The sequence below is a fragment of the Actinomadura chokoriensis genome (assembly GCF_041463665.1).
GTDB lineage: Bacteria > Actinomycetota > Actinomycetes > Streptosporangiales > Streptosporangiaceae > Spirillospora > Spirillospora chokoriensis_A.
In genome coordinates this window covers 522006-544733 of record NZ_JAXCEJ010000002.1, presented here as the reverse complement: position 1 = coordinate 544733, position 22728 = coordinate 522006, and the positions used below count along the sequence as shown (strand labels likewise).

Annotated in this window: 22 protein-coding genes; 12 read left to right on the top strand and 10 right to left on the bottom strand. The window is 69.8% G+C overall.

The features are described 5' to 3' along the window. Window positions 1-80: 80 nt before the first annotated feature. The 3 genes from SM418_RS05970 to SM418_RS05960 form a co-directional block, all read right to left on the bottom strand. Window positions 81-1610 carry a hypothetical protein gene (locus SM418_RS05970; RefSeq protein WP_371939674.1) on the bottom strand — a complete coding sequence of 510 codons (1530 nt, stop codon included), beginning with the start codon at window positions 1608-1610 and terminating at the stop codon, window positions 81-83. A gap of 568 nt (window positions 1611-2178) precedes the next feature. Next, complete coding sequence (locus SM418_RS05965) at window positions 2179-2868, bottom strand: cytochrome b/b6 domain-containing protein (protein WP_371939672.1); 690 nt, start codon at window positions 2866-2868, stop codon at window positions 2179-2181. Beyond that, entirely contained in the window at window positions 2855-3559 is a 705-nt protein-coding gene (locus tag SM418_RS05960) for a molybdopterin-dependent oxidoreductase (protein WP_371939591.1), read from the bottom strand. The genes SM418_RS05965 and SM418_RS05960 overlap by 14 nt, the downstream gene beginning before the upstream one ends. Window positions 3560-3654: 95 nt before the next feature. Between SM418_RS05960 and SM418_RS05955 the strand changes: the two genes are divergently transcribed. From SM418_RS05955 to SM418_RS05940, 4 genes are all read left to right on the top strand, one after another. Continuing rightward, a complete protein-coding gene (locus tag SM418_RS05955) occupies window positions 3655-4236 on the top strand; it encodes an HhH-GPD-type base excision DNA repair protein (protein WP_371939589.1) in 582 nt (193 codons plus the stop codon). Window positions 4237-4556: 320 nt separating this feature from the next. Continuing rightward, on the top strand, window positions 4557-6692 hold the full coding sequence (locus tag SM418_RS05950; RefSeq protein WP_371939587.1) for a SpoIIE family protein phosphatase: 2136 nt from the start codon (window positions 4557-4559) through the stop codon (window positions 6690-6692). Between the two features lie 252 nt (window positions 6693-6944). Then, window positions 6945-8621, top strand: coding sequence for an RNA polymerase sigma factor (locus tag SM418_RS05945; RefSeq protein WP_371939586.1), 1677 nt, complete (start codon window positions 6945-6947; stop codon window positions 8619-8621). 166 nt (window positions 8622-8787) lie between these two features. Next, entirely contained in the window at window positions 8788-9813 is a 1026-nt protein-coding gene (locus SM418_RS05940) for a hypothetical protein (RefSeq protein ID WP_371939585.1), read from the top strand. A 61-nt stretch (window positions 9814-9874) separates the two neighbouring features. On the opposite strand, the gene SM418_RS05935 is transcribed toward SM418_RS05940, so the two are convergent. Further along, complete coding sequence (locus SM418_RS05935) at window positions 9875-10618, bottom strand: YaaA family protein (protein ID WP_371939584.1); 744 nt, start codon at window positions 10616-10618, stop codon at window positions 9875-9877. A gap of 35 nt (window positions 10619-10653) precedes the next feature. On the opposite strand from SM418_RS05935, the gene SM418_RS05930 reads away from it, so the two are divergent. Then, window positions 10654-11373: a GNAT family N-acetyltransferase gene (locus SM418_RS05930; RefSeq protein ID WP_371939583.1), complete on the top strand. Its 720-nt coding sequence runs from the start codon at window positions 10654-10656 to the stop codon at window positions 11371-11373. A gap of 181 nt (window positions 11374-11554) precedes the next feature. On the opposite strand, the gene SM418_RS05925 is transcribed toward SM418_RS05930, so the two are convergent. The 3 genes from SM418_RS05925 to SM418_RS05915 form a co-directional block, all read right to left on the bottom strand. Next, entirely contained in the window at window positions 11555-11785 is a 231-nt protein-coding gene (locus tag SM418_RS05925) for a DUF7455 domain-containing protein (protein ID WP_371939582.1), read from the bottom strand. Window positions 11786-11904: 119 nt separating this feature from the next. Further along, window positions 11905-12978: an ABC transporter permease gene (locus SM418_RS05920; RefSeq protein WP_371939581.1), complete on the bottom strand. Its 1074-nt coding sequence runs from the start codon at window positions 12976-12978 to the stop codon at window positions 11905-11907. Next, window positions 12975-13877: an ABC transporter ATP-binding protein gene (locus tag SM418_RS05915; protein ID WP_371939580.1), complete on the bottom strand. Its 903-nt coding sequence runs from the start codon at window positions 13875-13877 to the stop codon at window positions 12975-12977. Before SM418_RS05915 ends, SM418_RS05920 begins: the two co-directional genes overlap by 4 nt. Window positions 13878-14088: 211 nt before the next feature. On the opposite strand from SM418_RS05915, the gene SM418_RS05910 reads away from it, so the two are divergent. The 4 genes from SM418_RS05910 to SM418_RS05895 all read left to right on the top strand — a co-directional run bounded on the left by SM418_RS05910 (window position 14089) and on the right by SM418_RS05895 (window position 18803). Further along, window positions 14089-16179, top strand: coding sequence for a DNA gyrase/topoisomerase IV subunit B (locus SM418_RS05910; RefSeq protein ID WP_371939579.1), 2091 nt, complete (start codon window positions 14089-14091; stop codon window positions 16177-16179). 288 nt (window positions 16180-16467) lie between these two features. Beyond that, a complete protein-coding gene (locus SM418_RS05905) occupies window positions 16468-17604 on the top strand; it encodes a sensor histidine kinase (protein WP_371939578.1) in 1137 nt (378 codons plus the stop codon). Further along, the gene (locus SM418_RS05900; protein ID WP_371939576.1) at window positions 17604-18260 is read left to right on the top strand and encodes a response regulator; all 657 of its coding nucleotides are present in this window, start codon (window positions 17604-17606) and stop codon (window positions 18258-18260) included. Before SM418_RS05905 ends, SM418_RS05900 begins: the two co-directional genes overlap by 1 nt. A 180-nt stretch (window positions 18261-18440) precedes the next feature. After that, a complete protein-coding gene (locus tag SM418_RS05895) occupies window positions 18441-18803 on the top strand; it encodes a nuclear transport factor 2 family protein (protein ID WP_371939575.1) in 363 nt (120 codons plus the stop codon). A gap of 58 nt (window positions 18804-18861) precedes the next feature. Here SM418_RS05895 and SM418_RS05890 read toward each other — a convergent pair whose 3' ends face one another. Beyond that, window positions 18862-19770, bottom strand: coding sequence for a TIGR03620 family F420-dependent LLM class oxidoreductase (locus SM418_RS05890; RefSeq protein WP_371939574.1), 909 nt, complete (start codon window positions 19768-19770; stop codon window positions 18862-18864). A gap of 82 nt (window positions 19771-19852) precedes the next feature. Between SM418_RS05890 and SM418_RS05885 the strand changes: the two genes are divergently transcribed. The 3 genes from SM418_RS05885 to SM418_RS05875 all read left to right on the top strand — a co-directional run bounded on the left by SM418_RS05885 (window position 19853) and on the right by SM418_RS05875 (window position 21590). Continuing rightward, window positions 19853-20416, top strand: a complete 564-nt coding sequence (locus tag SM418_RS05885; protein WP_371939573.1) for a TetR/AcrR family transcriptional regulator — start codon at window positions 19853-19855, stop codon at window positions 20414-20416. 152 nt (window positions 20417-20568) lie between these two features. Beyond that, window positions 20569-20946, top strand: a complete 378-nt coding sequence (locus tag SM418_RS05880) for a hypothetical protein (RefSeq protein WP_371939571.1) — start codon at window positions 20569-20571, stop codon at window positions 20944-20946. Window positions 20947-21041: 95 nt separating this feature from the next. Next, window positions 21042-21590, top strand: a complete 549-nt coding sequence (locus SM418_RS05875) for a hypothetical protein (protein ID WP_371966048.1) — start codon at window positions 21042-21044, stop codon at window positions 21588-21590. 20 nt (window positions 21591-21610) lie between these two features. On the opposite strand, the gene SM418_RS05870 is transcribed toward SM418_RS05875, so the two are convergent. Together SM418_RS05870 and SM418_RS05865 are read right to left on the bottom strand one after the other, a co-directional pair. Then, window positions 21611-21814: a DUF397 domain-containing protein gene (locus tag SM418_RS05870; protein WP_371939568.1), complete on the bottom strand. Its 204-nt coding sequence runs from the start codon at window positions 21812-21814 to the stop codon at window positions 21611-21613. After that, window positions 21801-22712, bottom strand: a complete 912-nt coding sequence (locus SM418_RS05865) for a helix-turn-helix domain-containing protein (protein ID WP_371939566.1) — start codon at window positions 22710-22712, stop codon at window positions 21801-21803. The genes SM418_RS05870 and SM418_RS05865 overlap by 14 nt, the downstream gene beginning before the upstream one ends. Window positions 22713-22728 lie beyond the last annotated feature (16 nt).

Here is a 22728-nt window from a genome sequence, read left to right as displayed (position 1 = left end):
CCCCGGGCCCCGGGGACCCCGCGAGACCATGCCCGGGTCCCGATGATTGTCGCCGGGGCCGCCGCGCGCAAACCGGGAGTTCACCCGGGCGGGGGTTCGTGACGGAGCACACGCAGGGCCTCGCGGAGGGCGTCGGCGTCCTCCCCTGAGCGGTCGAGGACGCCGATGAGCCTGTGCAGGATCTCATGGCGTTCGTAGCCGACGTCCAGCAGCGCCTGGGCGGTGGTCCACAGCTGCGTCGGCCGGCCGTCCCACAGCCTCTCCGCAAGGCGTTCGTGCGCGTCGAGGTGCGCTTCGTCGGCGCCCGGGTGCTCGAACTCCAGGATGGCGCGGCGGTCGTCGGGATCGGCCGGATCGAGTTTGGACAGGTTGATGAACCCGTGCCGCCCCGACCGCCGGTGGGTGCCCGACAGGAAGGGCAGGGCGAACGCGCGGCGGGGGAGGGCCTCCAGGTCGCCGTCGGGCAGCAGCCGGGCGACCAGGCCGGGGTCGAGGCCGAAAGCGGCCGGATCGCGGTACGCCTCGGCGAACTTCGCCGTCGCGTCCCACAGCGCGTCCAGCGTGGCCCTGATGCCCTCCTCCGGGAGGCCGGTGCGCTTGCCCGCCCACCGGACCCAGGCGGCCAGCACGTGAGGGACCGCTTCCTGTTCCGTCGGGGATAGCAGAATCTTTCTCGGCAGCCAGTCGAGCAGGAACATCTCGCACTTGACCGGGGAGACCCGCAGCGGCCGGCCGAAGTCGTGGGCGCAGCCGTAGTCGATGATCCGGTCCACGCACCGGCTCGCCGCGGAAAGATCCGACAGCCCCTCCGCCTCGTCCGAGGCGAGGAACCGGGCCGCCATCGTCGCGCGCCTGTCGCGTCCGTACACCGGCGGCTGGGGCAGCCGTCCACCCGGCGGGAGGATGTCCACGCGCGCGCGGACGAAGGCGTGGTAGGAGCCGAAGTTCTCGTTCACCGGCGGATCGTCGATGTCGTCGGTGAGGTCAAGGGCGCTCTGCAACAGCGCCTTGGTGTCGCGCGCGTCGAGTTCTTCGAACCGCATGAGCGGGTTGTCGCGGCCCTCGCGGCGGCAATGGTCGAGAAGCGTGTCGACCCGGGAGGAGACCCACGCGTCCCTGACCATCCCGATCGCCGGCGGACGTCCCGCCGGGGCGAACGGGTCACCCGACGGCTGGACGGCCCCGGCCTTGGCGCGGTCGACCAGGATGACCAGGGCGTGCCGTTCGGTGCCGCCGTAGGTGTAGGTGCACACGATGGAGTCCTGGTCGCCGTAGACGTCCCTGGAGACGAAGCACCCTTCGGGCTCGACCATCCCTACGTGGTCGGCCCACCCCGGCCTTGCGACGCCGCCGGCCATCAGCTCCAGAGCCGCGCGTTCGGCCTTGGCCGCCTGCCGGGGCGTGCCCATGTAGGCCATCCCGGTGAGCAGCGCCAGCGCGGCCGGCGTCCTGCGGGCTCCCGCGTAGTCGACGAGCGCCTCGCCTATGACCTCCTCGACGTCGCCGTCCGGTACCCGGTGCCCCCACCAGGAACCGAGGATCTCGCTGACGATCAGCTCCGCGTCCAGGGGGCTGCGCACGGCGAGCAGTTCGCGGGCGTGGTGGAGCATGCCGTCGAAAATCGCCGAGACCTCGTCCGGGGGGGTGGGGCCGTCCCGGCCAGGGTCCCCGGAGGAGCGGCTGCGGCTGCGGGGACTCACGCTTCTAGCCTCTCAGATCCCGCGCGGGCGATGTCCAGGACACGGCCTAAGACCGCGCTGGCCGGCACCTCGGTTCGGGTGACCGCTCAGCCGTCCACCCCTCCGCCGGAGCCCCGCCCGGACGGCGGCTCCGATTTCATGATTCCGGTGAGATGCTCACGGGCCATCCGTTCGACCCTGTCAGGCGTTGCCTCCAGCCCTAGGTGGGCCATACATGCCTGGACGTCGGCCACGCACCGCTGAACCGCGTCCGAGGGAAAGGCAGCGAACTCGTCGCAAAGTCGCTGTTCAAGTGCGTCGCGTGTCTTGTTTCGGTGATCGGCCAGTGCAGGCATCTTGCGCACACCTCCGCCAAACGGGGTTCCGGCGGGCGGGGACGCCGCCGGCCGAGACGAAGCGCGGCACGGACCGAGCCCGGTGGAAGCTTCCGTTGAGAGCCTCGCCTCGATGTCCCATTCCAGCGCTTTTGCCGGGAGAGTCAAGGCATGCCGGGACGCCGTTTGGCAAATTCTGGACCGGCCTCTTCTGGCCGCCGTCCAGGCGCCCGCGCGGTGTCGGCCCAGGCCGCGTGATGGCGCGCCGCCCAGTCGCGGTCGACCCGCCCGGTCAGCATCCCGGTGAGCGCGCCGCGGTCCCGCAGCGCCTCCCACAGGTGCCCGGCCGTCACCACGAGGACGGCGAGGAAGAGCCAGTCGTGGACGAACGTGGCGCCCGTCCGCCACCGGTCGCCCCACGGTCCGGGGAACGTCATGATCTCGCCGGTGCCGAGCATGACGAGGATCGCGCCCGCCGTGAACGCGGCGTTGAGCTTCTGTCCGGCGTTGAACTTGCCCACCGGCAGGACCCCGCGTCCGTCCCGCACGGCCCTCCGGTCGCTGCGCTTGAGCCATTCCCAGTCGTGCGGAGCGAACCTGTTCAGCCGACCGAGGTCGGCCCTGAACGCCCGGGACACCAGCCCCAGCACGATCGGCATGGGCAACGCGAACCCGCACCACACGTGGACCGTCCTGACCATCTCCCTGCGGCCGACCAGCGTCGACAGCATCGGCAGGTAGAGCAGCGCGGCGGTCAGCAGGCAGGCGATCATCAGTAGGGCGGTCACATGATGGATCGCCCGTTCCGCCCTTGTGAACCGCACCAGCCACACGGGCGGGTCATGTCGGCGCATCGTCACGCCCGTTCGATCGTCCCACCCAAGCGTCCACGTCGTATCCGAGGTTCTCCCAGTAGCCGGGCTCCACCTTGCCGGTCAGTTCGATGCCGCCGAGCCACTTCAGTGACTTGTAGCCGTACATGGGCGCCACGTAGAGCCGTGTCGGGCCGCCGTGATCGTGTGACACCGGCTTACCGTCCATCTGGGTCGCCACCAGGACGTCCCTGCGGCGAGCCTGCTCAAGTGTCAGCGACTCGGTGTAGACACCGTCGAACGACGTGAACCGCACGGCGCGGGCCTGCGGCGACACGCCGACCGCGGCGAGCAGGTCGGGCAGGGCGACCCCGACCCAGTGCACGTCCGGCACACGCCAGCCCGTCACGCACTGGAAGTCGCGATCAAGGGTGGTCTGCGGAAGCCGCGCCAGATCGGCCAGCCGGAACGCCTGGGGCCTGCCAACGAGGCCGCTTACGGCCACGCGGTGGGTTGCGGCGCTGTGCCGCTTCACACTGTCGGTAACGGAGTAATAGCGGAACCCTCCGGCAGCCGGTAGGACATCCCCGATCGGTCCTACCGGCGCCAGGGTCCGGCTCACCCTGTCCTGGACGGACGCTCCGACGGCGACCCCCGCCACGCCGAGGCCGAGCATCCCGAGCACCACCCGCCGTCCGACAGGTGTGCCCTCTGTTCGCTCCTCCTCGTTCACCTCTTCATTCGAGCACCATGGGGCCGCGGCCCGCCAGGGCCCGCGGAGCCCCGTAAGACTTCTGACAGATCTCGGGGCCGCTCTAAGCTGGCCCCATGGCCACGAAGGTTCAACTCGCACAGCGTCCGGAAGCCGACGAGCTGCTCGGACGCAGCCCGCTGGCCGCGCTGGTGGGCATGCTGCTCGACCAGCAGGTCCCGATGGAGTGGGCCTTCTCCGGCCCCTACACCATCGTCCAGCGGTTGGGCTCGGACGACCTGGACGCGCACGAGATAGCCGCCTACGACCCGGAGCGCTTCGCCGCCCTCCTGTCGGAGAAGCCCGCCGTCCACCGCTACCCGGGCTCGATGGCCAAGCGCGTCCAGCAACTGTGCCAGTACCTCGTGGAGAACTACGACGGGGACGCCGAGAAGGTGTGGAAGGACGTGGACAGCGGCAAGGAGCTGTTCAAGCGCCTGAACGGCCTCCCGGGTTTCGGCAAGCAGAAGGCTCAGATCTTCCTCGCGCTCCTGGGCAAGCAGTACGGCGTGCAGCCGGAAGGCTGGCGCGAGGCCGCGGGTGCCTACGGCGAGGAGGGCTCGCACCGCTCCGCGGCCGACATCACCGGTCCGGAGTCGCTGGCCAGGGTGCGGGCCTTCAAGCAGGAGCAGAAGGCCGCCGCCAAGGCCGCCAAGTAGCCGCCGGGCGGGAGACACACCCGGGCTCGGGAAGTTGACGCGCCGTGACGCCCGGGGGCCGTAACATCTCCTATTCGCCGTCCGGGCGGGCCGCCTCCCGCGTCCTCCCGCGATGGTGCCCGAATCCGGCGCGTTCGTCCGGGACCGAAGGGACAAGGATGTTCAGCAGGGGTTCCGTACGCGGCGAACCATCGGGATGATGAATACCTGACTCCGACCGGTGTTGTGATGGAGGCGGGAGCGCTAGCCTGCTCCCATTCACTCATAGTGATGAAAAATTGCCGCGCGGTACGGGACCCTCTGGGGCGGAGGTGTTGTCCATGAGCGCCGAGACGTCCGTCCCGCATCCTCGCGTCTCAGGGGTGGAGGGCCAGCCCATGGATGCGTCCGACGCCGCGCTGTACGCGACCTTGCTGAAGGAAGCCCCCGGCGGGCTGGCGTTCTTCGACCGCGATCTGCGCTGCCGCCGGGCCAACGACGCGCTGGCCGCGCTGTTGGGCGTGCCCGTGCGCGAGCTCCACAAGCGCAGACCGTCCGAGGTGCTGACCGGTGCGCTGGCGTTCGCGTTCGAGACGGCGCTGCGGAAGGTGATCGCCGAGAACCGTCCGGTCAGCGATCTCGATCTGGTCGTTCCGGCCGGCGAGCCGCCCGCGCCGAGCGACCCCACGGGCGTCGCCACGGCGGTCGAGGAACGCATCCTGGCGTGCACGTGGCTGCCCGCCAGGGACGGCGACGGCGAGCACCAGGGCGTCGTCCTGACCGCGCTGGACGTGACCGAGCGGCGCCGGGCCGAGGAGGTCATCCGCCGCAAGGAGCAGCGCTACCGCTCCCTCGTGGAGGCCAGTGCCCAGGTGGTGTGGGTCGCCGCGCCGGGCGGCGGCGTGATCGACGACGCGCCCGAGTGGCGCGCGATCACCGGGCAGACGCCGGACGACTACGCGGTCGGCGGCTGGCTGTCGGTGGTGCACCCCGAGGACCGGCCGCGCATCGAGTCCCTCTGGAACGGGTGCGTCGACGAGAACCAGGTCTTCGAGACCAACTACCGCATCCGCACCAAGAGCGGCACCTACCGGCACTTCGACGTCAGGGCCGTGCCCATCTGGCAGGGCGACGCTGTGATCGAGTGGGTCGGCGCCAACACCGACGTGACCGGCCAGCGCGAGGCCGAGGAGATGCGCGGCCGGCTGACCGAGCAGCTGTCCGCGGCGGCGCTGCGCACAGCGCGCCTCCAGCAGGCCACCTCGATGCTCGCCGAGGCCCTGACCGTCTCCCAGGTCGTCCAGGTCATCACCGAGGTCGGACGGTCCGCCATAGGTGCCGACTACTCGGCCGTGGCGCTGCTGGACGACGACAAGCTGCGCCTGAGCATCGTGGCGCCGTCCCAGCCGGGGGCGGAGGGCGAGACCGGTCCCGCCTCCCGCGACGACATCAAGGTGAGCGACCAGACCGTGATGTCGGTGGCGGTGCGGGAGAGCCGGCCGTTCCTGGCCGAGCATCCCGACAGCCTGCGCCTGCAACTCGGCCATGGCGAGCGCGACCTGTTCGCCCAGCACACCGAGGAACGCGCCTGGGTGGGCCTGCCGCTGCTCGCGGCGGGCGCCCCGATAGGCGCGCTCAGGTTCTCGTTCACCCGGCCCAGGGAGATCACCGAGGAGGAACGGGTCTTCCTGGAGGCGCTGGCCGGGCAGTGCGCCCTGGCCGTCGAGCGGGCCCTGCTGTTCGAGCGCGAGCACAGGACCGCCGAGGAACTCCAGCGCAGCCTCCTGCCGAGCGATCTCCCGCAGCTGCCGAACATGGTGCTGGCTGCCCGGTACAACCCCGCCACCCGCCACGTCCAGGTCGGCGGCGACTGGTACGACGTGTTCCGCCTCGCCGACAACCGGCTCGCCGTCGCCGTCGGCGACGTCATGGGCAAGGGCGTCCTCGCCGCGGCCGGAATGGGACGGGTCCGCAACGCGCTGCGCGCGCTCGCCCTGAACGACGCGCGTCCCGCCGCGGTCCTGGCCGGCCTCGACCGGCTGTTCAGCGCCACCGAGGACGAGGAGCAGTTCACCACGGTCGCGTACGTGGTCATCGACCCCGAGACCGGGCACGGGGAGTTCAGCAACGCGGGCCACCCGCCACCCCTGCTGATCTCGCCCGACACCCCCGCGCGCGTGAGCACGCTGGAGCCGGGCACGCCGCTCGGCTGGCCGAGCCAGCGACAGCAGACAAGTTTTTCCATCGAGACCGGCAACACTGTGGTGTTCTATTCCGATGGACTTGTGGAGAACCGTAGGCGTGGGGTGGACGCCGGGCTGGACGAGCTCGTCGCCGTGGCGGCGGACGCCCCACCTGAAGTGGTAGGAGATCCCGAGAGACTCGTCGACTTCCTGGTCGATCGGATGCTTGCCGGATACGAGCAGGTGGACGATGTGACCGTGCTCGCCCTGCACGTCCCGCCCGAGCCCGCGTGAAAACCGCCCGAGACCGCATGAAGACGGACTGGCACGTTCGAAGGACCGTCCCGCGCCCTCTAAGGTGGAGAGTTACCGGGTAGGACTTCAGGGCGGAATGCGCAGCAGTGCCAGAATGCTTGACCCAGACAGAGCGGGTACGCTGCGGTCCCGCACCGGTGGTCCGCTCCGTGTGTGGTCCCACTCAGTGTGAGGCCGGGCCCGTCAGGGCACTTGGGTCAACCAAGCCACACGTTCGTTCGAGAGGTATTTGTGTCGCCTGCTAGCTCGACCTCGAAAGCGTCGGATCTGCACGATCACGTCATCGCGCAACTGATCGAGCGTGGACGGTCCCAGGGTTACCTCGAAGCCGACGACGTACGCCGTACGTTCGAGGAGGCCGACATCCCCGTGTCGAAGGCCTCCAGCATTCTGCGGAGCCTCAGCAAGGAGGGTGTGACCGTCATGGTGAGCGCTGCCGACTCCGCGGCGCCCAAGCGTCCGCGCAAGCGCGCGACGCCGGCGGCGCGCAGGCCCAAGACCGCCGCGGCGGCCAAGGAGCAGCCCGACACGGTGACCGCCGTCGTCGGCGATGACGCGCCTGAGGAGGCCGCCGCCGAGCCGCGCGCGGCCGCCGCCAAGCCCGCGCCCAAGAAGGCCGCGCCCGCCAAGGGCAGGAAGGCCGCGCCCGCCGCCAAGAAGGCCGCCGCCAAGGGCCCGGCCGTCAAGGGTGCGGCCGCGAAGGCCGCGCCGGCCAAGAAGGGCGCCGACCCGGAGGTCGACGACGAGGTCGACGTCGACCTCGACGAGGACCTGGCCGACCTCGATGTCGAGATCGAGGACGACGCGGCCGCCGAGATCGAGGAGCCTGAGACCGACGACGAGGAGGAGGCCGCCCCGGCCGCGCCCGCCGCCAAGGCGCCCTCCGCCCCCGTCGGCAAGCAGAGCGCCGACGGCACCGGCTCGACGGAGGAGGAGGGCTTCACCCTCGGCGACGACGACGAGGACGCGCCCGCCCAGCAGATCGCCGCCGCCGGCGCCACCGCCGACCCGGTGAAGGACTACCTCAAGCAGATCGGCAAGGTCCCGCTGCTCAACGCCGAGCAGGAGGTGGAGCTCGCCAAGCGCATCGAGGCCGGGCTCTTCGCCGAGGAGCGCCTCGCCGCGTCCGGTCCCGCGATGTCCGAGGAAGACCTCGAGGACTTCGAGTGGATCGCCGAGGACGGCCGCCGTGCCAAGAACCACCTCCTGGAGGCCAACCTCCGCCTGGTGGTCTCGCTGGCCAAGCGCTACACCGGGCGCGGCATGCTGTTCCTGGACCTCATCCAGGAGGGCAACCTCGGCCTGATCCGCGCCGTCGAGAAGTTCGACTACACCAAGGGCTACAAGTTCTCCACGTACGCCACCTGGTGGATCCGGCAGGCGATCACCCGCGCGATGGCCGACCAGGCCCGCACCATCCGCATCCCGGTGCACATGGTCGAGGTCATCAACAAGCTGGCCCGCGTGCAGCGGCAGATGCTCCAGGACCTGGGCCGCGAGCCCACTCCGGAGGAGCTGGCCAAGGAGCTCGACATGACCCCGGAGAAGGTCGTCGAGGTCCAGAAGTACGGCCGCGAGCCCATCTCGCTGCACACCCCGCTCGGCGAAGACGGCGACAGCGAGTTCGGCGACCTCATCGAGGACTCCGAGGCCATCGTCCCTGCTGACGCGGTCAGCTTCACGCTGCTGCAGGAGCAGCTCCACTCCGTCCTTGACACGCTCAGCGAGCGTGAGGCCGGCGTGGTCTCGATGCGGTTCGGCCTCACCGACGGCCAGCCGAAGACCCTGGACGAGATCGGCAAGGTGTACGGGGTGACCCGGGAGCGCATCCGGCAGATCGAGTCCAAGACCATGTCGAAGCTGCGCCACCCGTCGCGGTCCCAGGTCCTGCGCGACTACCTGGACTGATCGGCTCCCGGGCCGGAGGGCCTCGTCCCGTCGGGACGAGGCCCGCTGTTCTTGCGGCGGCCCCTTACACCCGCGCCCGGTCGGTCCGCGCGCAGGGCGTCGCCATGTAACTTCCTTTTAACATCCAGGTAGCGTGCGCCGTCGTGCGCGTTCCTAGCCTGCGCGCATGGGACTGACAGACGTCGACCGGGCACTTGGACGTTCGGTGGAGCAGGGCAGGCCGGCGGACCCCGTCCTGGCCCGTGGCCGTGCCGTCCAGGTGATGGGCGGCCGTCCGTGGCACGATCCCGATCTGGACAGGGCGGTCGACGCCATCCAGGGCCGGTTCCCGCGCCTTGGCGTGCGCCTGCTCGCGGAGAGCCGCGGCGACCCGGAGGTGCGGTCGGTCCGTGTCGAGGCGCTGGCCAAGGCGGCGGTGGGCCTCAGCCGGGGTGTCGAGGCGCTCGTCGCCGAGGATTCGTCCAACCCCGACCTGTGGCTGTGGCTCGGTCGGACGAGGCTGGAGGAGGCCTGGCAGATACGTCCGGAGGCGCGTGCGCGGGCCGTTCAGGCGGCGAGTTACACCGCGTACACGCAGTCGATGCAGGCCGCCCGCGAACCGCTGATGCGGGCGGCGTCGCTGTGGCCGGACGATCCCGTCCCATGGGAGGCGATGCTCTGGTATGCGCTCGGTCTCGGCCTCGACCGCGAGGAGAAGGACGCGCTGTGGAGGCAGGTGAGCAGGCGGTGTCCCACGCTGTACGGGGCGCACGTGGCGCGGCTGGTCAGCCTGTCCCCGCAGTGGGGCGGTATGACGGATGAGATGTTCGACTTCGCCCGCGTGGCCATGGCCACCGCCTCCAGTGAGGATCCCAGGGCCGCACTGATCCCGCTCGCCTACTTCGAATACTTCGTGCAGGAGCGTTCGGGCATCATCCGGGGCGCGTCCTCATGGTTCTCGCTGGAGGAGTGCCGGGACGTGGAGGCTGCGGCGCGGGGCTGGTTCGAGGGCCACCGTCTGCATCCCCGGACGATCGAGGCGCACAACCTCTTCGGTGCCGCGTTCCACCTCGCGGACGTGCGGCGTCCGGCGCGGCAGCATCTGATCCGGACGTGGGGGCGGCCGAGCAGCCTCCCGTGGACGTACCTGGGCGGTGACGAGGTGGGCCAGTACGTCAAGGCGTGCCGGCACCTGAACGTCGTCACGGCCTGAACGCTACGGCTCGGCCCCTGGGGCGACGGGTCGGGATTCCCTCTCATCGTGCAGGCTGACCTCAGTCGTGCAGGATGACGTCGAGGTTGGAGCCGTTCAGTTCGACCGTGTGGCCGAGGTCGGCGACGGCCTTCAGGAGTTCGTCCGGGGTGCGCGGCGCGGCGCCCGCCTTGAGCAGGTCGTGGGCGATCTGCCCGCGGGTGGCCTTGGCCATGTGGCTGACGACCGTCCGCTTGGGGGCGCCGCCGACGAGCCGTTCCCGGAAAACGCGGACGGCGACGGCCGGTTGTGGGGCCTTCCACGCGGACGCGTACGGTCCCGAGCGCATGTCGACGATCAGGTCGTCCTCCAGCCGGAGCGCCTTGCGCATCACGGGACGCCACAGCGTCCCCAGACGGCCCGCAGGCGGCAGCGACACCGCCATGGCCAGTCGGTAGGGCGGGATCCGGTCGGTGAGCCTCAGCGCGCCCCACAGGCCCGAGAAGACGATGATCTGTGCCGCGGCGGCCTCGGCGTCCAGGTCGGGGAGGTCGAGGTTGTCGTAGAGGACGCCGGTGTAGAGCCGGGCGACCGGCAGTGTGGGCGCGTCGCGCAGTGCCTTGTTACGGGCCAGGGCGTCGTCGACCTGGCCGGGCGGCAGGCCGAGCACGTCCGGGGCGTCGGCCCGCCGGGACGCCTTGGCCAGGGCGGAGACGAGGCGCCTCCGCACCGGGTTCAGCTCGGGGAAGCTCAGCGAGCCCAGGTCGAGGGGCGGGCCGTCCCCGTCGGTAGCCTTCTTCTCCGACGGCGGCAGCAGGATGTGCACGATACCCCCGAAAGCGGTGACAGGTGGCGCGGTGCTTGGAGACACGGTTGGGCGAACTCGTCGCCGAGGCATGGCCCGCGCCGTCCACCCAGGATATTGGCGGCTGGCTGCTGCGCCACGCCGACGGGGTGACCAAGCGGGCCAACTCCGTCCTGCCTGTCGGTGAGCCGGGGGACGTGGGCCAGGCTGTCGAACGGGCTGAGCGCTTCTATGGCGCGCTGGGGTTGCCGACGGTGTTCTCAGTGGACGCCCAAGCGCGGCCCAAGGAGCTCGACCGGTTCCTGGACGGACGAGGCTACGAACTGGTCGATCCGACCATCGCGATGGAGACCGAGCTGGACGGCCCCTACGAGCAGGGCGGAGTAGAGATCGCCGAGGCGCCGTCCCAGGAGTGGCTCGACCTGTGGTGGTCGGTGGACGGTCGCTACGACCATCAGCTGCCCATGGCGGAGAAGATCCTTACCGGTGTACCTGCGGGCTATGCGTCCCTGGACGGCGTCGCCGTCGGCCGTGGCGTCCTCCAGGGGGAGTGGCTGGGCGTCTATGCGATGGCCGTAGCACCGGAAGCGCGTAGGCAGGGGCTGGGACGGCGCGTCCTGGAGGCTCTTCTGGGCTGGGGGCGCGAGCAGGGGTGTGATCGCGCGTACCTGGTCGTCGTCGCGCGGAACGCTCCGGCGCGGGCGATGTACGAGGCGGCGGGGTTCGTGCAGGCCGGCGGCTACCACTACCGCGTGAAGAATGTCACCGCCGGGTGAGAAGTCCGTGCGTCACGTGATTCACCTCACGGCAGTGCGTGAATGTCGCTACGTTCTGCGATCAATAAATTACGCTATGAAGCCATGTCCATTTGGCTCTGCGGCCGGCTGGAACGGGTGAAATGTGAACGGCGGCCACCGTCTACGGTGACCGCCGTCCCTGGGGTTTCTATTGGGAGATCTACCGCTCCTCGGGGGACGCGGCGGCCGGGGTTTCGTTGAGCCGGTCGGTCTCGTCCTGTATGTCGGCCCCATTCGAGCGGAGCGCCTCTGCGTACTTGCGTCCGTGGTGGGCGCAGAACAGAAGGTCGCCGCCGCCTACAAGGACTGCACGGACGTAGGCCTGAGCGCCGCAGCGGTCGCATCGGTCGGCGACGGTCAGCGGCTTGGTCGGGGCAAGGGCTCCAGTCACGGCACCTTCCTCATGCTCGGGGTCGGTACTTAGGACAACATCTAACCCGACGTTGACGTTCCCAACCTGGTTCTTCGTACGCCCACAGCAGAATGGACCAATAAGTGACCGAGGTCACATTAGGTGGCGTCCCAGCGGAACAGGCGCACGGCGATCAGCGCGCCGACGACCGCGACGCCCACCAGAACGCCGATTTGGGGCAGTGCGGAGGTCGGTCCGAGCCCGCGACCCATCACGTTGAGCATCCCTTCGTTGAGATACCGCAACGGGAAGATGTAGGAGAGCGTCTTCAACCAGCCCGGTGACGAGTCCAGGGGGAAGAAGGATCCGCCGAGGAACGCCATGGGCAGGACGATGAGCTGCGTCACCGCCTGGGCGGTCTCCTGGGTCTTGGCCCACGCACCGACCAGCATCCCGATCGACAGGAAGGCGAGCACGCCCGCTATCACCATCGGGATGGCCATCCACCAGGCGCCGCTGAGCTGCAGCCCGAACATCGGGAGCTGCGCCACGATCACGAACAGCGCGAACTGCACGAGCGCGACGGCGAGGCTGACCGCGACACGCGCGGCGAACACGGTGGGTATCGGGGCAGGGGAGAGTTGGAGGCGGCGCAAGATGCCCTTGGTGCGCCACGTCACCAGCGTCTGGGACGCCCCGAAGACGCCCGCCGACGCCAGCGCCCACCCCAGCAGGCTGGGCGTGAAGAACTGGATGGCCTTGAGCGAGTCGTCCTCCACCTGCTGGGCGGCCATCGTGTAGGCGGGCGGCTTGCCGGTCGCCGACTGGTTCGCGGCCTGGACGATCGAGTTCATCAGACCCTGCACCGTCCCCGACTTGACCTGGTCGGCGGCCGAGTAGTGCACGACCAGCTGGTTGCCCCGCTGCTCCACGGCCGCGGCCGCGTCGCCCTTTTCCACCTTGCGCAGGGCTCCGGCGCGGTCGGACGTCTTGGTCACCTTCATGACCTTGCCGACCTCGTCGCCTCCGTGCGTGACGGCCCCCTCCAGAATCGGCGACGTGCCGACCTCCAGCACCTCGACCTTGGACGTCGTCTGGTGGCCGAAGACGCCTCCGAAGATGACCAGGAACATCAAGGGGAACAGGACGGTGAAGAACAGCGCGGTCCGGTCTCGCTTGAATCCCAGGAACATGGCCCTGGAGAGGCTCTTGAAGCTTTCGAACGTGCTCACGCCCTGTACTCCCGTCCGGTGAGGTCCAGGAAGACGTCCTCAAGGGTGGCGCCGCGGATCTGGACGCCGTCCAGGGCGTCCTTAGCGGCCATGGCCGCGACCACTGCCGACGGGTCGCGGGTGGAGATGGTCAGCGAGACGCCGTCGTCGGTGGTGTCGTCCGCGCCCGGCAGGAGCCGTGCGTCGGCGACGTCGAGGACGCCGCTGGCGACGCTGATCCTGGACGGGGCGTCCAGGCCGCGCACCAGCACGGCCGGCGGGCCGAGCCGCAGGATCCTGCCCGCGTCCATGATGGCGACCCGGTCGCAGAGGATCTCGGCCTCGTCCATGTAGTGCGTGGTCAGGACGACCGTGCGGCCCTCCGTGTTGATCTGCCGCAGCAGGTCCCACAGGTTGCGGCGGGCCTGCGGATCCAGCGCGGCGGTCGGCTCGTCAAGGAACAGGAGCTCCGGGTCGTGTACGAGCGCGCATGCGATGGACAGGCGCTGGGCCTGGCCGCCCGACAGCTTCTCCACCCGGACGTCCGCCTTGTCGGTCAGCCCGACGAGCTCCATCATCGCGTCGGCCTTCTTCGAAGGGACGCCGTAGAGGGAGCCGAATGTCTGCAACTGCTCGCGGGTGGTCAGGCGCTCGAAGAAGGACGACGCCTGCAACTGGACGCCGATCCTGGGCAGCAGCGCCGGATTGCGCGGCCACGGGGAGCCCCCGAGCACCGAGACGTCTCCCTCGTCGGCCTGCCGCAGCCCCTCGACGATCTCCAATGTCGTCGTCTTGCCCGCGCCGTTCGGGCCGAGGATGCCGAAGAACTCGCCCTCCTCGACCCCGAACGTGACCCCGTCCACGGCCTGGACGTTTCCGTAGCGTTTACGGAGGCCCGAGACCTCGATCGTTTGAACCATGCACCGAACAGTAGGGAGCGCCGCGTCCCCACACACCCACCCAAAGGTGGACGTTAAGGTCTAGAAGTCGGACTCCGGGTAACCTGGTGAATGGTCCCGAGCCGCCGTGCGGCACGTGCGGAACGCCCGTGGCGGCGAGCCTTTCGGTGGATCGTCCGTGGCCGGGGGTACTCTTCTGCCGACCGTCCTACCCCCGAGGAGCGCACGCACGTTGACCGCCGCGACCGCCGAAGCGACAACCGAAGACCCGCACGGCTACTCCGCCCGGCACCTGTCGGTGCTGGAGGGGCTGGAGGCCGTCCGGAAACGACCCGGAATGTACGTCGGGTCGACCGACAGCAGGGGTCTCGCCCACTGCCTGTGGGAGATCGTCGACAACTGCGTCGACGAGGCACTCGCCGGCTACTGCACCCACATCAGCGTGATCCTCCACGCCGACGGGTCCTTCGAGGTGGGCGACAACGGCCGCGGCATCCCGGTCGACCTCGAACCTAAGACGGGCCTGCCCGGCGTCGAGCTGGTCATGACGCGGCTGCACGCGGGCGGCAAGTTCGGCGGCGTCTCCTACACCGCGTCCGGCGGGCTCCACGGCGTGGGGGCGTCCGTGGTCAACGCCCTGTCCGCGCGGCTGGACGTGGAGGTCGACCGCTACGGCCACACCCACGCGATCAGCTTCCGGCGCGGCCTTCCCGGCGAGTTCGCCGACGAAGGGCGCCCGAACGCCCGCTTCAGGAAGAAGTCGGGCCTGCGGCAGATCCGCAAGGTCGCCAAGACGGTCACCGGCACCCGGGTCCGCTTCTGGCCCGACTTGCAGATCTTCCTGAAGGACGCCACGGTCGACCAGGCGCTCGTCCTCGACCGGATGCGCCAGACCGCGTTCCTCATCCCCGGCCTCACCATCGACGTCCGCGACGAGCGCGGCGAGGAGGTCGTCGACGAGACGTTCCGTTTCGACGGCGGCATCAGCGAGTTCTGCACCTACCTGGCCAAGGACGCGCCGATCATCGACGTGCTGCGGCTGCAGGGGCGCGGCCACTTCACCGAGACCGTCCCCGTCCTGGACGACCAGGGCCACCTGACCCCGACCGATGTCGAACGCGACCTCGAGGTCGACGTCGCGCTGCGCTGGGGCAGCGGCTACGACACGATCACCAAGTCGTTCGTCAACGTGATCGCCACCCCGAAGGGCGGCACCCACCTGCGCGGCTTCGACCGCGCCGTGCTCAAGGTGCTCAACGAGCAGCTCCGCGCGGTCAAGCTGCTGAAGAACGGCGACGAGGACGTCATCAAGGAGGACGTCCTGGAGGGCCTGACCGCCGTGGTGACGGTCCGGCTGCCCGAGCCGCAGTTCGAGGGGCAGACCAAGGAGGTCCTCGGCACGTCCGCGGCCGCCCGCATCGTGTCCCAGGTCGTCATGCGGGAGCTGCGCGCGATCTTCGAGAACCCGCCGCGCGGGCAGAAGCAGCCGCTCCGGGCCGTCCTGGAAAAGGTCGTCGGCGCGGCCAAGACCCGCATCGCCGCCCGGACCCAGCGCGACAACCAGCGGCGCAAGAACGCCCTGGAGAACTCGGCGCTGCCGGCCAAGCTCGTCGACTGCCGCACCACCGACGACCGCAGCGAGCTGTTCATCGTCGAGGGCGACTCGGCCCTCGGCACCGCCAAGCTCGCCCGCAACTCCGAGTTCCAGGCGCTGCTGCCGATCCGCGGCAAGATCCTCAACGTGCAGAAGGCGTCCGTCGCGGACGTGCTGAAGAACGCCGAGTGCGCCGCGATCATCCAGGTGCTCGGCGCCGGCTCGGGCCGCACCTTCGACGTGGAAGCGGCCCGCTACGGACGCGTCGTGGTCCTCGCCGACGCCGATGTCGACGGTGCGCACATCCGGACGCTGCTGCTCACCCTCTTCCACCGCTACATGCGGCCGATGCTGGAGGCGGGGCGGGTGTTCTCCGCGGTCCCGCCGCTGCACCGCATCGAGCTGATCAAGCCGAAGAAGGGGCAGGACAAGTACGTCTACACCTACTCCGACGCCGAGCTGCGGCAGCGGCTCGTCGAGCTGGAGCGCAAGGGCCAGCGCTGGAAGGAGCCCATCCAGCGCTACAAGGGCCTCGGTGAGATGGACGCCGACCAGCTCGCGGAGACGACGCTCGACCCCCGGCACCGGGTGCTCCGGCGCGTCCGGATCGAGGACGCCGAGGAGGCCGCGAAGGTGTTCGAACTACTGATGGGCAGCGAGGTCGCCCCGCGCCGCGCGTTCATCACGGCCGGTGCCACCGAACTCGACGTCGAACGCATCGACACCTGACCGGCGGCCCAGGGTGACCGGGTGTGGAGGCGTCCGTGAGGACGGGGAAGGCCCGCATCGGCTTCGCGGCCACATCCGGTCAGTCAGCGCGGTGCCCGGTCTCCACCCGGGGGTGGAGACCGGGATGTCCAGCCGTGCGCCGATCTGGGGAAGGCCGTCCTTCTCTAGCGTCGAGGGCATGAACACGCTGGACGACCCGCCCCTCGCCGTCACGGTGCTCGCCGGGAGCCCGGGCGCCGCACCGCGTGCGGAGCGGCTCGGCGGGCCCGCGTCGGTCGGCGTCGCACGGTGAACTGCAAGGCGAGCCGCGGCGAGCGGCTGACCCGGCTGCTGGTGATCGGGATCCTGCTGACGTGGGGCATGGTCGCCTACGTCCGGGGGCTGCTCCACGCGGAGCCGGCGCCGTCGCTGCACGGGGTCGGGTTGAGCATCGTCATCCTCAACGTGCTCCTGTTCGCCTTGCTGGGGAGCGGGATCTGGCTGGGGCGGGGCAAGGAGCCGCCGGCGCGGGGGCCGGCGATCGTCTTGCTGCTCACGTCCGTGGCGGTGGCGATGGCGCTGTACGCGATCGCCCCGCACGCCGGCGGCGGGTTCTACTTCTGCATGGCCGGGCTCTGGATGCTGATGATGTGGCTGCCGCTGCCATGGGGCATCACGGTGAGCGCGCTCACCATCGCCGCGATCGGCGGGCTGGGCGAGGGTTTCCGGGCGGGCGGCGCCGACATCGGCCTGATGTCGGCGTTCGCCGGTCTCACGCTGGGGGCCGTCGCCAGCCGCCAGGGCGCGGCCGCGCAGGAGGCCACCCGCCGCGCCGAGGCCGCGAACGCGGTGCTCGCCGAACGGTCGCACATAGCGCGGGAGATCCACGACATCCTCGCTCACTCGCTGTCGGCGCAGATCGTCCACCTGGAGGGGGCGAGGCTGCTCCTCTCGCGGGACGGCGACCGCGTCCAGGCCCTGGACCGCGTGGAGCGCGCGCGGAACCTGGCCCGTTCGGGTCTGGAGGAGACAAGGCGCGCCCTCGCCACACTCCGCGGGGAGATACCGGAACCCAAGGAAGTCATCGCGGAACTCGCCGGGGAGTTCCAGGCCACCACAGGCCGTCCCTGCGACGTGCAGGTGACAGGCGATCCGCGCGAGCTGTCGCCGCAGGCCGGGCTCACGGTCGTCCGCACCGCTCAAGAAGCGCTCACGAACATCCGCAAACACGCTCCCGGCGCGCGCGCACAGGTCACGTTGCGCTACCTAGGCGACAAGGTCGAACTTGAAGTGACCGACAGCGGCGGAACCGAATCGGTCGTCGAAGTGCACGGCGGAGGGTACGGCCTCGTCGGCATGCGGGAGCGCGCCGAACTGATCGACGGAACCCTTGTCACCGGACCTGACGGCAAGGGATTCCGCGTGTCCCTCCAGGTGCCGGCGTGATGGGGGACACGGTGAAGACGAGAATCCTGGTCGTCGACGACCAGACCGTGGTGCGCGAGGGCCTCGTCCTCCTCCTTGAACTGCTGCCGGGCATCGACGTGGCCGGCGCGTGCGGCGACGGCGAACAGGCGGTGGCGATGGTCGCCGAACTGCGTCCCGACGTCGTCCTGATGGACCTGCGGATGCCTCGCATGGACGGCGTCGAGGCCACCCGCCGTATCAAGGAGGCCCATCCGGAGGTCGGAATCGTCGTCCTCACCACCTACGCCGACGACGACTCGATCTTCGCCGCCCTCCGCGCCGGGGCCCGCGGCTACCTCACCAAGGACGCCGGCGCCGACGAGATCGCCCGCGCGATCGGCGCCGTCCGCGGCGGGGCGTCCCAGCTCGACCCGGCGGTCCAGCGCCGCCTGGTCGAGGCGGTCGCCGCGGGCGAGCGTCCCCGCCGCGCCGGCCTGCCCGACGGCCTGACCCGCCGGGAGGTCGAGGTGCTCACCCTCATCGCCCAGGGACGTTCCAACGCCGAGATCGCGGGCGACCTGTTCATCTCCGAGGCGACGGTCAAGACGCACATCAACAACCTGTTCGCGAAGGCGAACCTCCGCGACCGGGCCCAGGCGGTCACCTACGCCTACCGGAACGGCCTCACCGACTGATCATCGGTGACCGTCGGAAGCCATGGCGGCTTTCGCCGCACCCGGCCCGCGACCCACGCCGCGAGCCCGAAACAACTCCGGCGTAACTCGGCGGGATGTGATTCGGCCGGTGGCATTCACCGGTGTGATTCGCCGCGACACCGCCGGTAGAACCAAGCGAACGCTTGCTACACTTCGCCCATGCCGCCCCACGAGCACATGAAGCAGGTCCTGCAGACCTACGTCGACGCCTTCAACGCCTCCGACGCCGCGACCATATCCGGCCTCTACGCCGACGACGCCGTCATCGAGGACCCGGTCGGCCACCCCCCGCTCACCGGCCGCGCGGCCATCGAGGAGTTCTACACGAACGCCATCGCGGGCGGCGCCAAGCTCACCCTGGACGCCCCCATCCGCGGCTCGCACGGCGACCGGGCCGCCATGGCCTTCACCGTCGACATCCCGGGCATGCGGATCCGCGCCATCGACGTCATGACCTTCAACGACGAAGGCAAAATCACCCGCATGCAGGCCCACTGGGGCCCCGACGACATCGAAGCCTGACCGGTCGTCCGGACCGCCTCTCGCGCCATGCGGGCAGGGAGGTGGCGAAGGACCACGATCACTGCGTGAGGTGCGCGAGACTTCGCCATTGGTCCTGCGGAAGGGCGGCCGGATCCGCCGGCAGCGCCTGGAGGCATACGTGGTCGGCGCCCGCCGTCACGTGGGCGTTGACTCGCTCCGCGATCTGCTCCTCGCCGATCGCGACGAGCGCGTTGACCAGACGGTCGCTCCCGCCGTCGTGGAAATCGTCGTCGTCGAACCCGAGCCGCCGCCAGTTCGCACGGTAGGGCGCCCCGGGCAGGTATCCGGCGATGTGGGCGCGTGCTCTGTCCCGTGCCTGGTCGGCGCTGCATCCTGTGACGACGGCCTGCTCGACGATGAGGACCCGGTCGGGCCCGAGCGCTGCGCGGGCATCGGCCGTGTGCTCCGGCGTGACGAGATAGGAGAACGCGCCCGACGACCGGTCACGGGCCAGGCCGAGGGCGCGTGGGCCCAGTGCGGCGAGAACCCGGGGCGCCTCGGGTGCCGAACGGCGTCCGACGCCCGCCAGTTGGAGGATGGGGTCGGGTTCGTCGAGGCGGTCGAGGGTCTCGCGTAGCGCGGTCAAGGGCCGTTCGTAGCGCAGGCCCATCACGCCCTCGACTAGCCGCGCGTGGGAAGTGCCCAGGCCGAGCACGAATCGGCCGGGATGGGCGTCGAGCAGCGCACGGGCTTGCGACCTGAGCACGCGGGGATGACGTCCCCAGATCACCGCGATACCCGTGCCCACGACCAGCGAACGGGTGGCGCCGAGCAGTGTGGCCGCCTCCATGAAGGGGTCGCGGACCAGCCCCTCGCTGAGCCACAGCGCGCCGTAGCCGAGCGCCTCGGCTTCGGCGGCGGCTTCGGCGGCCGCCGTCGGCGACCGCAGGTCCATACCGGGCACCCACAGTCCCACCGTGCCGATGGGGGGCAGCGTCGACTCCATGGACGACCTCCTCGGGTAGCATTCGGAGTAGCGCTCCGCATATTACCGGAGTGGCACTCCGCTAAAAACCGGGAGGAACGACGTGTCGGGCGAACCCAAGCGCAGCGACGCCCGCCGCAACCGGGCCCGCCTGGTCGAGGCGGCGGAAGCGCTCTTCGACGAGGTCGGAGCGGATGCGGCGTCGATGAACGACATCGCCCGGCGCGCAGGGGTCGGCCCGGGGACGCTGTGGCGCCACTTCCCCGACAAGGGGGCGGTGACGGCCGAGGTCGTAGGCCAGAGCCTGGACGGACTCGCGACTTTGGCCGCTGAGCTGCTCGAAGGCCCCGGCACGCGGGACTTCCTGCGCCAGTGGGCCTCCGCGCTCATACGCCACATCACCCGGTACCGCGGGTTGGCCGCCAGTTACGCGCAGGCCGCGGGCAATGCCGACAGCCCGCTGGGCGCGCGATGCCATGCCGTCGAAGAGGCCGCCGCCGGACTGGTGCGACGTGCTCGGGAAGCCGGCCAGGTGCGAGCGGACCTGACCGCCTCCGAGCTCATCCGGCTGGTCACGGCCGTCGCCTGGGTCGAGGAGACCACCCCTCCGCCGGACACCGCCGGTCGCCTCCTCGACCTGGTCTTCGAGGGCGTGCGTCCACGCTGAACGGGTCGTGGGACGTCCCCGGCGCCCTGACCGTACTGCCCGCCACCGGCCGCCGTCGCGCACACCGCCATGTGGCACCACCTGTGCTGTGATCCGTCGACGGCATGGACACCGCTCCGCGAGTTGGGAAGTTCGGTTTGCGAGAGGAACGGATGATGTCGGCGAGTGAGCTGCTCACCGGCCATGAGATCGGACTGCTGAGACGCGCGCTGATGGAATGGGGCGGACCGGCCCGGTGCAGTGATCAACTCGCGGTCGGCATGGGATTTGCGGGTCGGCGTGACCTGCTCGATCAGTGCGGCAGGCTGCGCGCCGCGCTCGGCGACGATTCCCCGCTCACTGCGGCGGACTGGGCCCGCACCCTCCTCGCCACCGAGATCGTGTTCGTCAGCGACCTGGCCGGTTCCGGCGTCGAATGGCCGACGACGACGGGGCTCACCGACGAGGCGACCATCAGAGACCTGCGCTCGATCCAACGAAAGCTGGCCAAGGTGGTGAGCCCCTACTACGGGAGGACCCCCGGCCTATGACTGCGATGGCGATCGAGAACGAACCGTTGAAGTCACCCGGCTTGGACACCGGAACCCGATGCCGGACGTCCGTCGTCCTATGTCGGGAGGTAGAGGTGGGACTTCTAGATCAGACGCCGGCGCTGGTGGGTGTGGTCATCGGGGCGCTCGGATCGTACGTGACCACGAGTCTGAACGAACGCAGCCGCTGGCGACGGCTGCGAGCCGAACGGTGGGACGAGAAGAAGTTCGAGACCTATGCGGGCTATGCCAACGCACTGAAGGTTCAGATACGTCTGGGGCAACGTCTTGCGGCGCACCGCGGACTGGAATTCACCGTCGATCCGCTGGACCCCGAGGAGGGGATGGCGCTTCTCGCTCAAGCCGAATCTCAGCGCCAGGCCGAATGGGAGGCGGTGCTCCTCGTCGGCGACGCGGAGACCGTGGCAGCAGCCAGGTCTTGGCACGAGGCCGTCTGGAACGTCGAACTGTGGGCCCGGGGACTCCGGGACGACCAGGAGGGCTGGACGACCGCCCTCCGGTACATGGGGGAATGCCGTGATCGTTTCTATGCCTGCGCGAGGCGCGATCTCGGCATGTCCGGCCCACCTCCACCGTCCGGCCAGTGGCCCCGCACCTGGCGTCAGGACGAACTCAGCCAATGACGGAGAGCCCGAACCACCAGTCAGCGAAGGTCATGGGCGCCCGTCTTGACGCTGTGGAGGAGGCCCGCCCACGCGGTGCGGGAGAGGGTGAGGAGGGGCCCGTCCGGGTCCTTGGAGTCGCGGACCGCTCGTGTCTCTTCAGACGAGGCCACCTCGACGCAGTTCGCTCCCTGGGCCGAGTACGTGCTTCTACGCCATTCGATCAAGGATCTATTTGGGGTCATTCACACCAATATGCCCTAGTTGAGGATCGGTCGCGAGTGCCGAGATCATGCTGAGAGATTCATCGACACCGAGAGCTGCCATTGCGAGTTGGTTGAACGCCAGTGAGTAGGTGTGGACCTGGTGGTCGTCCTCGATGTAGAGGGCGCTTGTCAGGCCGTCAAGGTAAACGATCTCGGGCGTGTGGTGTTCGGGGAAGTCCATGTGCGCGAACGTGCCTGTGGGGGCAGCGTGAGCGCCGGCGGCGAACGGCAGTACCTGGAGCATGATGTTCGGGCGCTCGGCCAGTTCGAGGAGATGGCGGTACTGCCGAGCCATGGTCGCCGAGCTGCCGATGACCCGCCTGAGCGCGGCTTCGTCGATGATCGACCAGATGCGGAGCGGCGCGGGTTCGCGAGTGTGGAGAAGGCTCTGACGGGTTGTCCGTATCTCGACGCGCCGGTCGACCTCCGCCGCCGGAGCGAATTGCATGAGACCTACGCGGATGACCTCATGTGCGTACTCGGTCGTTTGCAGAAGGCCGTTGAGGATGAGCGCGTCGTAGCAGCGAAGGGACTTGGCCTCGGCTTCAAGTTCGATATACGCGGCGTAGTCGGTGTGGATCGTGTCTGCGTAGGCGTCCCACCAGCCGCGTTGGCGTGCCGTCCGGGTCAGGGCGAGGAGTGCTTCGCGCTTCTCGGGCGTCACGTGGTAGAGGTCGCAGAGCTGGTTCACGTCCGAGGTCTTGATGCCCTGGGCTGCTGTCTCGATTCGGGACAGTTTTGGGGTGGACCATCGGCCCCCGCCATGTGCCTGTAGGTCGCTGACGGCTTGGTCCAAGCGCTTGGTTGAACGTTCGCGCAGGCGGCGCAGCTCGGCGGCGAGCTTGCGCTCCCGGATCGTGGGACGGCGTTCAGGCATGTACTGAGTGTGCCGC